At 60.7% G+C, this 14,058-nt stretch carries 12 protein-coding genes and 1 pseudogene; 4 read left to right on the forward strand and 9 right to left on the reverse strand.

Annotated features, from left to right (window positions below):
* Window positions 1–148: 148 nt before the first annotated feature.
* Together L6D63_RS13795 and rlmF are read left to right on the forward strand one after the other, a co-directional pair.
* Window positions 149–2,995, forward strand: coding sequence for a valine--tRNA ligase (locus tag L6D63_RS13795; protein ID WP_007965170.1), 2,847 nt, complete (start codon window positions 149–151; stop codon window positions 2,993–2,995).
* 226 nt (window positions 2,996–3,221) lie between these two features.
* Complete coding sequence (rlmF, locus tag L6D63_RS13800) at window positions 3,222–4,241, forward strand: 23S rRNA (adenine(1618)-N(6))-methyltransferase RlmF (RefSeq protein ID WP_131671489.1); 1,020 nt, start codon at window positions 3,222–3,224, stop codon at window positions 4,239–4,241.
* 177 nt (window positions 4,242–4,418) lie between these two features.
* Here rlmF and L6D63_RS13805 read toward each other — a convergent pair whose 3' ends face one another.
* Window positions 4,419–4,700, reverse strand: a complete 282-nt coding sequence (locus L6D63_RS13805; RefSeq protein ID WP_003221909.1) for an HU family DNA-binding protein — start codon at window positions 4,698–4,700, stop codon at window positions 4,419–4,421.
* Window positions 4,701–5,231: 531 nt separating this feature from the next.
* Between L6D63_RS13805 and yejK the strand changes: the two genes are divergently transcribed.
* Window positions 5,232–6,236 (forward strand): nucleoid-associated protein YejK, encoded by a 1,005-nt coding sequence (yejK, locus tag L6D63_RS13810; RefSeq protein ID WP_047292700.1) that lies wholly within the window; start codon window positions 5,232–5,234, stop codon window positions 6,234–6,236.
* Window positions 6,236–6,586 carry a glutaredoxin family protein gene (locus L6D63_RS13815; protein ID WP_047292699.1) on the forward strand — a complete coding sequence of 117 codons (351 nt, stop codon included), beginning with the start codon at window positions 6,236–6,238 and terminating at the stop codon, window positions 6,584–6,586. Before yejK ends, L6D63_RS13815 begins: the two co-directional genes overlap by 1 nt.
* Window positions 6,587–6,745: 159 nt before the next feature.
* On the opposite strand, the gene L6D63_RS13820 is transcribed toward L6D63_RS13815, so the two are convergent.
* The 8 genes and pseudogenes from L6D63_RS13820 to L6D63_RS13855 form a co-directional block, all read right to left on the reverse strand.
* A complete protein-coding gene (locus tag L6D63_RS13820) occupies window positions 6,746–7,681 on the reverse strand; it encodes a glutathione S-transferase family protein (RefSeq protein ID WP_047292698.1) in 936 nt (311 codons plus the stop codon).
* Between the two features lie 84 nt (window positions 7,682–7,765).
* Window positions 7,766–8,068 (reverse strand): GIY-YIG nuclease family protein, encoded by a 303-nt coding sequence (locus tag L6D63_RS13825; RefSeq protein ID WP_047292696.1) that lies wholly within the window; start codon window positions 8,066–8,068, stop codon window positions 7,766–7,768.
* Window positions 8,069–8,107: 39 nt separating this feature from the next.
* Window positions 8,108–8,578 (reverse strand): nuclear transport factor 2 family protein, encoded by a 471-nt coding sequence (locus tag L6D63_RS13830; RefSeq protein ID WP_003221901.1) that lies wholly within the window; start codon window positions 8,576–8,578, stop codon window positions 8,108–8,110.
* 236 nt (window positions 8,579–8,814) lie between these two features.
* On the reverse strand, window positions 8,815–10,101 hold the full coding sequence (locus tag L6D63_RS13835; protein WP_131671488.1) for a CynX/NimT family MFS transporter: 1,287 nt from the start codon (window positions 10,099–10,101) through the stop codon (window positions 8,815–8,817).
* Window positions 10,094–10,750: pseudogene (locus L6D63_RS13840) on the reverse strand (FadR/GntR family transcriptional regulator); the annotation flags it as partial. The gene L6D63_RS13835 and the pseudogene L6D63_RS13840, both read right to left, overlap by 8 nt.
* A 233-nt stretch (window positions 10,751–10,983) precedes the next feature.
* The gene (locus L6D63_RS13845) at window positions 10,984–11,748 is read right to left on the reverse strand and encodes an amino acid ABC transporter ATP-binding protein (RefSeq protein ID WP_003221897.1); all 765 of its coding nucleotides are present in this window, start codon (window positions 11,746–11,748) and stop codon (window positions 10,984–10,986) included.
* 13 nt (window positions 11,749–11,761) lie between these two features.
* Entirely contained in the window at window positions 11,762–12,859 is a 1,098-nt protein-coding gene (locus L6D63_RS13850) for an amino acid ABC transporter permease (protein WP_095667440.1), read from the reverse strand.
* 10 nt (window positions 12,860–12,869) lie between these two features.
* On the reverse strand, window positions 12,870–14,051 hold the full coding sequence (locus L6D63_RS13855; protein ID WP_131671487.1) for an amino acid ABC transporter permease: 1,182 nt from the start codon (window positions 14,049–14,051) through the stop codon (window positions 12,870–12,872).
* Window positions 14,052–14,058 lie beyond the last annotated feature (7 nt).

The following is a 14,058-nucleotide window of genomic DNA, read 5'->3' on the forward strand; positions in this document are numbered from 1 at the left end:
GCGCGGCCCATCGGGGATAAATCCCCTCACTACAAGGGTTCCCCCCAACATTAGTGTCCGCCCAGCCTCCCCCCGCTCGCCCTCGGCCCCATGCCCCGCTATACTTCCCGGCTTTTCCTGAATAAATGCCAATAGGGTCCCGCCGCGCATGGATAAGACCTACCAGCCGCACGCCATTGAAACTTCCTGGTACAACACCTGGGAGTCCGAGAACTATTTCGCACCGCAAGGCGCGGGCGATTCCTACACCATCATGATCCCGCCGCCGAACGTCACCGGCAGCCTGCACATGGGTCACGGTTTCAACAACGCGATCATGGACGCCCTGATCCGTTTCCGCCGCATGCAGGGTCGCAACACCCTGTGGCAGCCGGGCACCGACCACGCCGGTATCGCCACGCAGATGCTGGTGGAGCGCCAACTGGAAGCCACCGGCCAGAACCGCCACGACCTGGGCCGCGAGAAATTCCTCGAGAAAGTCTGGGAGTGGAAGGATCAGTCCGGCGGCAACATCAGCCGTCAGATCCGCCGCCTCGGCTCGTCCGTGGACTGGAGCCGCGAGCGCTTCACCATGGACGACGGCCTCTCGGAAGCGGTCAAGGAAGCCTTCGTACGCCTGCACGAAGACGGTCTGATCTACCGCGGCAAGCGTCTGGTCAACTGGGACACCAAGCTGCACACGGCGATTTCCGACCTCGAAGTGGAAAACCACGACGAAAAAGGTTTCCTGTGGAACCTCAAGTACCCGCTGGCCGACGGCGCGAAAACCGCTGAAGGCAACGATTTCCTGATCGTCGCGACCACCCGTCCGGAAACCATGCTCGGCGACTCCGCCGTCGCGGTTAACCCGAACGACGAACGCTACAAAGCCCTGATCGGCAAATTCGTCGAGCTGCCACTGGTTGGCCGCCGCATCCCGATCATCGCCGACGATTACTGCGACCCTGAATTCGGCACCGGCTGCGTGAAGATCACCCCGGCCCACGATTTCAACGACTACGAAGTCGGCAAGCGCCACAACCTGCCGCTGCTGAACATCTTCGACAAGAACGCCAACGTGCTGCCCGCAGCCCAGGTGTTCAACCTTGACGGCACGTTGAACGACAGCATCGACGGCAAGATCCCGGCCGAGTACGCCGGTCTCGAGCGTTTCGAAGCGCGCAAGCAGATCGTCGCTGCGTTCGATGCCGCCGGCCTGCTGGTCAGCGTCGACGATCACAACCTGAAAGTGCCGAAAGGCGACCGTTCCGGCACCGTGATTGAGCCGTGGCTGACCGACCAGTGGTACGTGTCGACCAAGCCTCTGGCCGAGCCGGCGATTGCCGCCGTTGAAGACGGCCGCATCCAGTTCGTGCCCAAGCAGTACGAAAACATGTACTTCTCGTGGATGCGCGACATCCAGGACTGGTGCATCAGCCGTCAACTGTGGTGGGGCCACCGGATTCCGGCGTGGTACGACGAGTCGGGCAAGGTCTACGTCGGTCGCGACGAAGCCGAAGTACGTGCCAAGCACAACCTCGGCCCGGACGTTGCGCTGCAACAGGACAACGACGTGCTCGACACCTGGTTCAGCTCGGGCCTGTGGACGTTCTCCACTCTGGGTTGGCCGGAAAAGACCGAGTTCCTGAAGAAATTCCACTCCACCGACGTGCTGGTCACCGGTTTCGACATCATTTTCTTCTGGGTCGCCCGGATGATCATGCTGACGATGCACCTGATCAAGAACGAGGACGGCACCCCGCAGGTACCGTTCAAGACCGTTTACGTGCACGGCCTGGTGCGTGATGGCCAGGGCCAGAAGATGTCCAAGTCCAAAGGCAACGTCCTTGACCCGCTGGACATCATCGACGGTATCGAGCTGGAAGCCCTGGTGCAGAAACGCACCTCCGGCATGATGCAGCCGAAACTGGCGAAGAAGATCGAGAAGCAGACCCGCGACGAGTTCGCCGACGGCATTGCCAGCTACGGCACCGACGCCCTGCGCTTCACCTTCTGCTCGCTGGCCTCGACCGGTCGCGACATCAAGTTCGACATGGGCCGCGTCGAAGGCTATCGCAACTTCTGCAACAAGATCTGGAACGCCGCGCGTTATGTTCTGGACAAAGGTGAAGACTGCGGCCAGAACGGCGAAGCCTACGAGCTGTCGCTGGCGGATCGCTGGATCATCTCGCAACTGCAACGCACCGAAGCCGAAGTAACCCGTCAACTGGATCAGTTCCGTTTCGACCTCGCCGCGCAAGCACTGTACGAGTTCATCTGGAACCAGTACTGCGACTGGTACCTGGAACTGTCCAAGCCAGTGCTGTGGGACGAAAACGCGCCGGTCGAGCGCCAGCGCGGCACCCGTCGCACGCTGGTGCGCGTGCTGGAAGTGGCGCTGCGTCTGGCGCATCCGTTCATGCCGTTCATCACTGAAGAAATCTGGCAGCGCATCGCGCCGCTGGCCGGTATTCAGGGCAAGACGATCATGCTGCAGCCTTGGCCAGTGGCCAACGAAGAGCGCATTGATCCGGCCGCCGAGGACGACATCGAATGGCTCAAAGGCCTGATGCTCGGCACGCGCAACATTCGTGGGGAGATGAACATCGGCCCGGGCAAACCGCTGCCGATCTACCTGAAGAACGTCAGTGCTGAAGACCAGCGTCGTCTGACCGAGAACGAAGCGCTGCTGAAGAAGCTGGCGCGTCTGGAATCGATCACCGTGCTGGCCGCTGGCGAAGAAGCGCCACTGTCGGCCACCGCGCTGGTTGGCGAGATGGAAGTGCTGGTGCCGATGGCCGGCCTGATTGACAAGGGCGCCGAGCTGGCGCGTCTGGACAAGGAAATCCTGCGTCTGCAGGGTGAAGTCCAGCGAGTTGGCGGCAAGCTGTCGAACGCCGGTTTCGTTGACAAGGCCCCGGCCGAAGTCATCGAGAAGGAACGCGCCAAACTGGCCGAGGCGGAACAGGCCTTGGGCAAACTGGCCGAGCAACACGCGCGGATTTCCAGCCTGTAAGGGCAAGCCGCAATGACAAAGGGAGGCCAAGTGGCCTCCCTTTTTTATTCCAGAACACCAATCCCCTGTAGGAGCTGCCGAAGGCTGCGATCTTTTGACTTTGATTTTTTTAAAAACAAGATCAAAAGATCGCAGCCTTCGGCAGCTCCTACATGCGTTCGGCGCATGACTCATCAATGTGGGACAATACCCGCCACTTTCAGCCATACCCGAATCGATCACACCCATGAACGCCCCCCGCACACCCAAACCTGCGCGCAACAAGCCTGATGCCGCGACCCCGGCCAAAGCCGTCGAGCCGCGTGAAAAGGCCAGCCTGCACCCGCGCAATCGCCATCAGGGCCGCTACGACTTCCCGGCGCTGATCAAGACCACGCCGGAACTGGCGAAATTCGTGATCACCAACCCGTATGGCAAGGAAAGCATCGATTTCGCCAGCCCCGACGCGGTGCGCGTGTTCAACCGGGCGCTGCTCAAAGCGTTTTATGGGATCGAGCATTGGGACATCCCGGCCGATTACCTCTGCCCGCCGGTGCCGGGCCGTGCCGATTACGTGCACTTTCTCGCGGACCTGCTGGCCAGCATGAACGACGGCAAGGTGCCGCGCGGCGCGATCGTGAACGTGCTGGACATCGGCATGGGCGCCAACTGCGTTTATCCGCTGATCGGCAACAGCGAATACCGCTGGCACTTCCTCGGCTCGGAAATCGACCCGACCGCCGTGGCTGCCGCCCGAGCCATCGTCCAGTCCAACGGGCTGAACAAGGTGATCCAGCTGCGCCAGCAGGAGAACCGCAAGCACATCCTGATTGGCTTGCTGGAGCCGGGCGAGCGCTTTGATCTGACCATGTGCAACCCGCCGTTCCACGCCTCGATGGAAGAGGCAACCAAGGGCAGCGAGCGCAAATGGCGCGCACTGGGCAAGGCTGATCCGAAACGCAAACTGCCGGTGCTGAACTTCGGTGGTCAGTCTGCCGAGCTGTGGTGTGAAGGCGGTGAAGCGCGTTTCGTGACGCAACTGATCGCCGAGAGCGCGAACTACCAGCACAAGGTGCTGTGGTTCAGCACCCTGGTCTCGAAAGCCTCGAACCTTCCGGCCATCGAAACCGCCCTGAAAAAGGCCGGCGTGCTGGAAAGCCAGGTGGTGGAGATGTCGCAGGGGCAGAAACAGAGCCGCTTCGTGGCGTGGACCTTTCAGACCAAGTCGGAGCAGCAGATCTGGCGTCGCGAGCGCTGGGTTCGCTGATTCTGTAGGAGCTGCGGCACGCTGCGATCTTTTGATCCTGCTTGAAAACAAGATCAAAAGATCGCAGCCTCGTTTCACTCGACAGCTCCTACAGGGCGGCGTAACGCCTTGCCAAATCGCAGGCACAAAAAAACCGTGCCCGGATCACTCCGGTGCACGGTTTTTTATCGCTGCGTCTTACTTGTTCACAGCGTCGGTCAGGCCTTTGGCCACAACCAGCTTGATCACTTTCTTGGCAGGGATTTCGATGGCAGCGCCAGTCGAAGGGTTACGGCCAGTGCGGGCAGGACGCTCGGTCACTTTCAGCTTGCCGATACCTGGCAAGGTGATTTCGCCGCCGTTTTCCAGCTGATCGGCAACGATTTGGCCCAGTTGGTCCAGAGCGTTACGCGCGGTGGTTTTCGGCGCGTCGATAGCTTCAGCGATGTCGGCGATCAGTTGGTCTTTAGTAAGAGCCATGTAGTGTTCCTTCCCTATCAAATTCATATGGATTGCAGAGTGCAGTGTCAGCCATCGAGCCCGATCTTCTGGATCTGGCACCCTCGGCGATAACCACGACGAGTCGGGTTATAGATGCCGAAATCAGGGTTTGGTTCGACCTGACAAATGCTGATTGCACGCTTAACGCAGTGACTTCGCGTAAGACCGGGCAAAACTAGCACAGAGACGGGGAAATATCCGCCTCTAGCTACCCATTTGGTCAGGTTTATTGCTCTAAATCGGTAAAAAACTGCATAAGCACAGGCGCTTGCCCCGGATTTAGCCTTCAACCCCGTGATTACGCGACCACGGGCCACAATTTTCAAGTCATCCCCCATTCATGTAGGAGCTGCCGAAGGCTGCGATCTTTTGACTTTGATTTTTCAAAAACGAGATCAAAAGATCGCAGCCTTCGGCAGCTCCTACAGGGAGCCTCGGATGGAGTTTGCGGTACACTGGGCGCTTTTTCGGGGGAGCCCGCCCTCCTCCCTTCCACCAGCCGAGAAGCCCATGCCGATCCGTCATTGCATCGTCCACCTGATCGACAAAAAACCCGACGGCACGCCCGCAGTTCTGCACGCCCGCGACTCCGAACTGGCTGAGTCCGCGGCCATCGAGAACATGCTCGCCGACCTCAACGAGAGCTACAACGCCAAGCAAGGCAAAGCCTGGGGCCTGTTCCATCCGGAATCCGGCGCGTTTCCGTTCAGCGGCTGGCTGAAGGAATACATGGAAGGCGGCCAGGACTTCACTGCGTTCAGCAAAGTCGCGGTCGAGCATCTGCAGAAACTGATGGAAGAGTCGAACCTGTCGGTCGGCGGCCACGTGCTGTTCGCCCACTATCAGCAAGGCATGACCGACTACCTGGCGATCGCCCTGCTGCACCACAGCGAAGGCGTGGCGGTGACCGACGAGCTGGACGTCACCCCGTCGCGTCACCTCGACCTCGGCCAACTGCACCTGGCGGCGCGGATCAACGTCTCCGAGTGGCAGAACAACAAGCAGTCCAAGCAGTATATCTCGTTCATCAAGGGCAAGAACGGCAAGAAGGTTTCGGAGTACTTCCGCGACTTCATCGGCTGCCAGGAAGGCGTCGACGGCCCGGGCGAGACCCGCACCCTGCTCAAGGCCTTCAGCGACTTCGTCGAGAGCGAAGACCTGCCGGAAGATTCCGCTCGCGAGAAAACCAAGACTCTGGTCGATTACGCCAGCAGCCAGGCCAAGCTCGGCGAGCCAATGGGCCTGGAAGAGCTGTCGGAGCTGATCGACGAGGAGCGCCCGAAGGCCTTCTACGATCACATCCGCAACAAGGACTACGGTCTGTCGCCGGAAATTCCGGCGGACAAACGCACCCTCAACCAGTTCCGCCGCTTCACCGGCCGCGCCGAAGGCCTGTCGATCAGCTTTGAAGCGCACCTGCTGGGTTCGAAGATCGAATACGACGAGGAGGCCGGCACCCTGATCATCAAGGGCCTGCCAACCTCGCTCACCGATCAGCTCAAGCGCCGCAACTGATGCTGGGCAATGTGCTGAAGAAGGTTGCGCTGGTTCTGCTGGTGGTGGTGATCTATCAGAACTGGGGCAAGATCGAGCGGGTGTTCAACCCGTCGCAGATGGTCTCTGAGCAGACGCGGGCGCAGGCCCGTGTCGTGCTGTATGCCACTGACTGGTGCGGCTACTGCAAACAGACCAAGCGTTTTCTCGACAGCAAGGGGATTCCTTTCCGGGAATTCGATATCGAGAAGGACGCCGAGGCGCGCAAAGCGTACGAGGCGCTGGGCGGGCGCGGGATTCCGTTGATCGACGTGAATGGCACGCTGATTCGCGGATTCGACCCGGACGAAATCCTCGCTGCCCTGCAGTAACACAACTCCTCTGTGGTGAGGGGATTTATCCCCGATCGGCGGCGAAGCCGTCGCAAAATCTGCCTGGTAGGGCGTGCAGTTTTTTGGGGGCGCTTCGCGCCCCATCGGGGATAAATCCCCTCACCACAATTGCCCCCCCAAGCAAAGGCCGCTTGCTGATCAGCGGGCTTCGATGCGGAAACCAAAGCGCGGGAAGTGCACGTGCACCACGCCGCCACGCGGGTCTTCGCGGCGCAGGATCAGCTCTTCGCGGCCAGCAAACAGCAACTCGCCTTCCACCGGATCCACCCCGTAGTCAATGGCGGCAATCGCCACCTGCTGCCCGGCCTTGAACCCGTTCGGATCGACAAACTGCTCATCCGGCAACGCCGCCGGCGTCGAGGTGCGCGCCACTTGCAGCGCCTCCTCGGCGCTCATTTCGCTCGCGGCGCCATGGCCAAAGCCCAGCACACGCCCAAGCCAGGCCGTCACGGCCGGATATTCATCGACCAACGGCGCAGTGACGTGCGTCGCCTTGAGGAACCATAGCGGATGCGCCAGGGCGAAGTCGGCAATCGACGGCTCACCGAACAGAAAGTCGCCCTGCTCGCGCTGCAACTGCTGCTCCAGGCGCGACATGATCGTTGGCCATTGGTGTTTGGCCTGTTCGGCCGGCAACCGCGTGGCGCTGCCACCACTGAACAGACCGGCACGGTCAGCCATGAACGCCTTGATCGCCTCCGGCGGCAACTTGCCGAAACGTACCGCCACCGACTCCGGCTGGAACACCAGGCTGACCGCATGCTGGAACACCACCGAATCGGCCCATGCCGCGAAGCTGGCACTGATCATTTCCTGACCTTCCGGAAAAAACGCCGGCAGGGCTTTTTCCTGCTCCAGACGACGGGCGATCAACGAGGTGTCGCAATAGATGTCCGCGCCGACCTGCAACACCGGAGTCTTGCGGTAGCCGCCAGTAAGCGCGGTCAGATCCGGCTTGGGCATCACCGGCGAGATGTGCACCGAGCGCCAGGACAAGCCTTTGAAGCCCAACAGCAGGCGAGCCTTTTCGGCAAATGGAGAGGTCGGGTAATGATGCAGAATCAACTCGGACATGCTCGGCTCCGCCGCACAGAAAGTGAATCGGCAGCTTAGCGTGCATTTGATTAGCAGCCTACAGATCTGACTGATGGGAACCGATCAGTCAGATTGATAAGACGCGACCAGGCATTCCTTGGCGCTCTTGCGCAGCTTCTTGATCAAGCGCTCCTGACGCAACGCATCGCTCTTGTCGCGGCAACGTTCGGTGTAGACCAGCGCCATCGCCGGGCTGGACAGGAAGAAGCGCGCGCCCTTGCCGCTCTGATGCTTGGCAAAGCGCCGCACCGGATCGTCGCTGATCCCGCAATACAGCGAGCCGTTGGCCGCGCGCACGAGATAGACGAACCAGGATTTGCTCACGGGTTCGACAACATCAACCGGTTTTTCGCTGAGGCTGGTCACTTCGGGATCTGGACGTGCAGGAAACAGGCCGCGATCTTATCAGCGACCGGCCTGAAATGCCTTCAGCCCTTTCAGCGCCTGTGCGCGAACGGCATTGCGCACCAGCGGTGTCCAGCCCAGCAGCAAGCCCTTGAAACCCAACGCCTGACGCGACCAGCGCCACAGGTCGAAGTGATCGTGATGCTCGCAGATCTTGCCGTCACGAAAGACGAAGCGCGCCTGAATATCGTTAATCACCACGTTGCCGGTCTGGCTGAACAGATACGTCGCCACCCAGTGCGCGCCACCGCTGCGCTCGTCGGCGCGGACATTGTCGAAGGTCAGGGAGAAGTCCTTGGCGCGAGTGGTGAGCATGCGCCACATGTCGCCGGCATCGCGCCCGCGCAACTCGCCGAAGGCCGGATCGCTGAACACCACGTCATCGGTGTAGCACGCGGCCATGGCCTCGGCGTCGAGGCGCTGGAAGGCTTGGTAGAAGCGGGTGATCAGGGCGGCGTGGGCTTCGCTCATGGGCAAACTCCGGGAAATGGACAGATTGCCAGCACGATAAGCTGCAAATCGCAGAAACACTATCGGCATTCGCAAAGCGAATACCACGCAAGATTTAAAGCACCGCAAAAACTATGGGAGCGAGCCTGCTCGCGAAGAGGCCGGCACATTCAACACGATCAGTGCCTGAACCACTGTCTTCGCGAGCAGGCTCGCTCCCACATGGGATATCACTGGCCGCAAAAAAGGGTTACGCGTCAGATCTTTTCGCTTTGCACTTGCACGTACAGCGCCCGGCCGGCACCAAGGCCGGCAACGATCGCACCGGTGCCGATGATGCCGAAAATCCAGCCCACGGCATTCCAGCCGCCAGTCCAGTCATGCACCACGCCGACGGCGAACGGTCCCATCGACGCCAGGGTGTAGCCGAAGCCCTGGGACATGCTCGACAGGTTCGCCGCCACATGCGAATCCCGCGAGCGCAGCACGATCAAGGTCAGCGCCAGACTGAACGTACCGCCCTGCCCCAGCCCCAACAGAATCGCCCAGCCCCACAGCCCTTCAATCGGCGCATACAGGCAACCGAACAGACCGCCGAGGGTCAGCGCCATCACCACCACGATCGCCAGACGCTGATCCTTGCCCCGGGTCGCCAGCCACGGCGCCGCGAGGGAGCTGGCGAGCTGGATGATCACCGAGCCGGACAGCACCAGGCCGGCCTGGGTCGGAGTCAGACCACGACCGATCAGGATCGACGGCAACCAGCCGAACACGATGTACGCCAGCGACGATTGCAGGCCCATGTACAAGGTAACTTGCCACGCCAGCGGATCGCGCAGCAGCCCACGCACCCGATAGGCAACGTTGTGCGCGCCGTGTTTCTGCCCGACTTGCGGCAGCCAGAACAGCGCCGCCACCAGCGCCGGAATCACCCAGAAGCCCAGGCCCAGTGCCCAGCTGTTATTAAAGTGCTCGCTCAACGGCACAGTCGACCCCGCCGCCATCGCCGCACCCAGGCACAGCGCCATGGTGTAGACGCCGGTCATGGTTCCGGCGTGTCTGGCGAAGTCGCGTTTGACGATGCCCGGCAGCAGCACGCCGATAATGCCGATGCTTGCGCCACCGAGGACGCTGCCGGCGAACAGCCCGATCTCACCGAAGTTGCTGCGCAGAATGATCCCGGCGGCCAGGGTCAGCAGTATCCCCAACACCACCCGTTCAGCGCCGAAACGCCGCGCGAGAATCGGCGCCAGCGGCGCGAACAAACCGAGGCACAACACCGGCAGCGTGGTCAACAGACCGGCCTGCGCCGCAGACAGGCCAAGGCTTTTCGACACTTCGCTGAGCAACGGCGCCATGCTCGACAGTGCCGGGCGCAAGTTGAGCGCCACCAGAATCAGCCCCAGCAGCAACAGCCACGGCCGACGCACCAGCGGATGGCTTTGCTGTACTTGTTCGTCGTCAGCCTCGGCATCGATCAGCAGCTCTTCGAGCTCCGCCGTGCGCTTGGGGGTTGAAAAGTTTTTCTCGCTTTCGAGGTTCATTGATCAACTGCCTCGATATGGCTTTGGCCCGTTCCGGGTCGCGTTGTTCGACGGCATCGAGCAACTCGATGTGCAGGTCGAACACTTCCTGACGGCGCGGGACGATGTTCAGCGTCTGGCGCAATTGCGCGCCGACGATGCTGGAGAAATAGCGATACAACTCGCTGAGGGTGGGGTTGTGCGCGGCGTCCACCAGACGGCGGTGGAACACCAGATCGCAGGCAATGTAAGTGTCGAGATCACCGTGGTAATGACTGCCACTGGTGCCAAGTGCCTCGCGCAGTGCGACCAGATCCTCATCGGTACGACGCAGCGCGGCCAGACCAATCGCCTCGACTTCGAGGATGTGGCGGGTTTCCCGCGCCTGCTCCAGCGAGCAACGGGACAACGCCTTGAGCGTGTCCATCGGATCCACCACCGCGCGCAAATAACTGCCGTCGCCCTGCCGGATTTCAATCAACCCGGAAAACGCCAGCACGCGCATGGCTTCACGCACGGTGTTGCGGCTGATGCCCAGTTCGGCGCACAGCTCAGGCTCGGTCGGCAGCCTTTCGCCGACCTGCCACACGCCATCGGTGATGCGTTGGCGCAACTGATCCAGGGCCTGATCGACCAGGGATCGCTTGATCAAAGGTGAGATGTCTGTCATGAAATTCGCCCTTTCATCCAATCATAGGATGAATTTTCTGACATCTTAGTCAGCTGGCCGGGTTCATACAACCCCGTGTAGGAGCTGCCGCAGGCTGCGATCTTTTGATCTTGTGTTTAACGATCAACATCAAAAGATCGCAGCCTGCGGCAGCTTCTACAGGGGAAAAATGAAAATCGCGGCAAAAGAAAACCCGGCACAGGGCCGGGTTTGGTTTGCACGTCCGCTTGGGATCAATGCAGGATCTGACTCAGGAACAGTTTGGTGCGGTCATTCTGCGGGTTGTCGAAGAAGTCGTTGGGCGCTGCCTGCTCGACGATTTCGCCTTTGTCCATGAAGATCACCCGGTTGGCCACGGTGCGGGCGAAGCCCATTTCGTGGGTCACGCAGAGCATGGTCATGCCGTCTTCGGCGAGGCCGATCATGGTGTCGAGCACCTCTTTCACCATCTCCGGGTCGAGTGCCGAAGTCGGTTCGTCGAACAGCATGATTTTCGGTTTCATGCACAGCGCGCGGGCAATCGCCACACGCTGTTGCTGACCGCCGGACAACTGCCCCGGGAATTTATGCGCCTGCTCCGGGATGCGTACACGCTCCAGGTAATGCATGGCGATTTCCTCGGCCTTGCGCTTGGGCATCTTGCGCACCCACATCGGCGCCAGCGTGCAGTTCTGCAGGATGGTCAGGTGCGGGAACAGGTTGAAGTGCTGGAACACCATGCCGACTTCGCGGCGGATCGCTTCGATCTGCTTGAGGTCGTTGGTCAGCTCCACGCCATCAACCACGATGCGGCCCTGCTGGTGTTCTTCCAGGCGATTGAGGCAGCGGATGGTGGTCGACTTGCCGGAACCCGACGGGCCGCACAGAACAATACGCTCGCCCTGTTTGACGTTGAGGTTGATGTCCTTGAGCACGTGGAACTGGCCGTACCACTTGTTCACGCCCTGCATCTGGATAATGCCTTCAGGGCCCACAGGCTTTTTGATTGCTTCGCTCATTTACAAAGAACTCCTAACGCTTGTGGCCAGTGTCGAGCTTGCGTTCCAGATGCATGGAATAGCGCGACATACCAAAACAGAAAATCCAGAACACCAGGGCGGCGAACACGTAGCCTTCGGTGGCCATGCCCAGCCATTTCGGATCGGCAGCGGCTTGCTTGACGCTGTTGAGCAGGTCGAACAGGCCGATGATGATCACCAGGCTGGTGTCCTTGAACAGCGCAATGAAGGTGTTGACGATGCCCGGGATCACCAGCTTCAGGGCTTGCGGCAGAATCACCAGGCCCATGGCGCGCCAGTAACCGAGGCCCATCGCCGCAGCCGCTTCGTACTGCCCTTTGGGGATCGCTTGCAGACCGCCGCGCACCACCTCGGCGACGTAGGCCGACTGGAACAGAATCACCCCGATCAGCGCCCGCAGCAGCTTGTCGAAGTTCATGCCCTCGGGCAGGAACAGCGGCAGCATCACCGAGGACATGAACAGCACCGTGATCAACGGCACGCCACGCCAGAACTCGATGAACGTCACGCAGACCACGCGAATCGCCGGCATGTTCGAGCGACGGCCCAATGCCAGAATGATCCCCAGCGGCAAGGCGCCGGCGATACCGACAGTGGCGATGACCAGGGTCAGCATCAGACCGCCCCACTGACTGGTCGCCACAGTGTCGAGGCCGAACACGCCACCGTGCAGCAGGCACCAGGCGACGATCGGGTAGATCACCAGGAAGCTCAGGCCGTACACCGCTTTACGCGGGAAGCGCGAGATGAACAGCGGCGCCACGCCGAGCACTGCCAGCCAGACAGTGAGGTCTACACGCCAGCGCAGTTCCACCGGGTAGTAGCCGTACATGAACTGGCCGAAACGCTGTTGAATGAACACCCAGCAGGCGCCGTCCTTGGTGCAGTCGGCGCGGGTGGTGCCGACCCAGTTGGCATCGAGGATCGCCCAGCTGAGGATCGGCGGCACGACGAGATAGATCAGGTAGAACGCAAACAGGGTCAGCAGGGTGTTGAGCCAGCTGGAGAACATGTTGGCGCGTATCCATGCCATCGGGCCGAAAACCTTGGCCGGCGGTGGCATGTCGGGTTTGAAAGTATGGGTTGTCATGCGCGTTTCCTCACCGCTCGATCAGCGCAATGCGCTTGTTGTACCAGTTCATCAGCAGGGAAATGCTGATACTGATCGCCAGGTACACGCTCATGGTGATGGCAATGACTTCGATCGCCTGACCGGTCTGGTTGAGCACGGTGCCGGCGAACAGCGAAACCATTTCCGGATAACCGATACCGGCGGCCAGCGACGAGTTTTTCGCCAGGTTCAGGTATTGGCTGGTCAGCGGCGGAATGATCACCCGCAGCGCTTGCGGAATGATCACCTTGCGCAGGGTCGGGCCGTTACGCAAGCCGAGCGAACGCGCCGCTTCGGTCTGGCCATGGCTGACCGACTTGATCCCGGAACGGACGATTTCCGCGATGAATGCTGCGGTGTACACGGTCAACGCCAGGGTCAAGGCGAGCAGTTCCGGGATCAGCACCCAGCCGCCGACGAAGTTGAAGCCCTTGAGTTGCGGCATTTCCCAGTGCAGGGGTGCACCGAAGATCAGCGTGCACAAGGTCGGGATCACCAGCAGGATCGCCAGGCCGGTCCAAAACTTGTGGAGTGGTTCGCCGGTGTCTTCGAATCGCTTGTTGGCCCAGCGGCACATCAGCACGATGGCGACGATGGCCAGCACCACGCTGATGAAGAATGCCCAGAAGCCGTCAGCCATTTGCGCGGCCGGCATGTTCAGGCCCCGGCTGCTGACAAAGAAGGTGTCACCGAAGTTGTGGCTGTTACGCGGACCCGGCATGGTCAGGAACACCGCGAAGTACCAGAACAGGATCTGCAGCAGCGGCGGAATGTTGCGGAACACTTCCACATACACGGTCGCCAGTTTGCTGATGATCCAGTTCGGCGACAGCCGCGCCACACCGATGATGAAGCCCAGCAGGGTCGCCAGGATCACGCCGATGAAGGTCACCAGCAGCGTATTGAGCAGGCCGATCACGAACACCCGCGCGTAACTGTCCGCTTCGGTGTAGGAGATCAGGTGTTGAGCGATGCCGAACCCGGCACTGCGCTCGAGAAAGTCGAAACCGGACGTGATGCCCCGGTGTTGAAGGTTGGTCTGGGTGTTATCAAACAGATACCAGCCCATGGCGACCACCGCCACGACGGTGATGATCTGAAACAGCCACGCACGCACTCGCGGATCGCTGAGGCTGAACCTCTGCTTTGGTGCGCCGATTGAATTTTGCATGAAGTGC

This window comes from Pseudomonas parakoreensis (assembly GCF_021602155.1).
GTDB lineage: Bacteria > Pseudomonadota > Gammaproteobacteria > Pseudomonadales > Pseudomonadaceae > Aquipseudomonas > Aquipseudomonas parakoreensis.

What these genes read in the sequence shown, in the direction of transcription:
- L6D63_RS13845 (WP_003221897.1), bottom strand. Translation starts at nt 11,748, where the DNA reads ATGAGCGAAGCAATCAAAAAGCCTGTGGGCCCTGAAGGCATTATCCAG.
- L6D63_RS13805 (WP_003221909.1), bottom strand. Translation starts at nt 4,700, where the DNA reads ATGGCTCTTACTAAAGACCAACTGATCGCCGACATCGCTGAAGCTATC.
- L6D63_RS13820 (WP_047292698.1), bottom strand. Translation starts at nt 7,681, where the DNA reads ATGTCCGAGTTGATTCTGCATCATTACCCGACCTCTCCATTTGCCGAA.
- L6D63_RS13830 (WP_003221901.1), bottom strand. Translation starts at nt 8,578, where the DNA reads ATGAGCGAAGCCCACGCCGCCCTGATCACCCGCTTCTACCAAGCCTTC.
- L6D63_RS13795 (WP_007965170.1), top strand. Translation starts at nt 149, where the DNA reads ATGGATAAGACCTACCAGCCGCACGCCATTGAAACTTCCTGGTACAAC.
- L6D63_RS13855 (WP_131671487.1), bottom strand. Translation starts at nt 14,051, where the DNA reads ATGCAAAATTCAATCGGCGCACCAAAGCAGAGGTTCAGCCTCAGCGAT.
- L6D63_RS13850 (WP_095667440.1), bottom strand. Translation starts at nt 12,859, where the DNA reads ATGACAACCCATACTTTCAAACCCGACATGCCACCGCCGGCCAAGGTT.
- rlmF (WP_131671489.1), top strand. Translation starts at nt 3,222, where the DNA reads ATGAACGCCCCCCGCACACCCAAACCTGCGCGCAACAAGCCTGATGCC.
- L6D63_RS13815 (WP_047292699.1), top strand. Translation starts at nt 6,236, where the DNA reads ATGCTGGGCAATGTGCTGAAGAAGGTTGCGCTGGTTCTGCTGGTGGTG.
- yejK (WP_047292700.1), top strand. Translation starts at nt 5,232, where the DNA reads ATGCCGATCCGTCATTGCATCGTCCACCTGATCGACAAAAAACCCGAC.
- L6D63_RS13835 (WP_131671488.1), bottom strand. Translation starts at nt 10,101, where the DNA reads ATGAACCTCGAAAGCGAGAAAAACTTTTCAACCCCCAAGCGCACGGCG.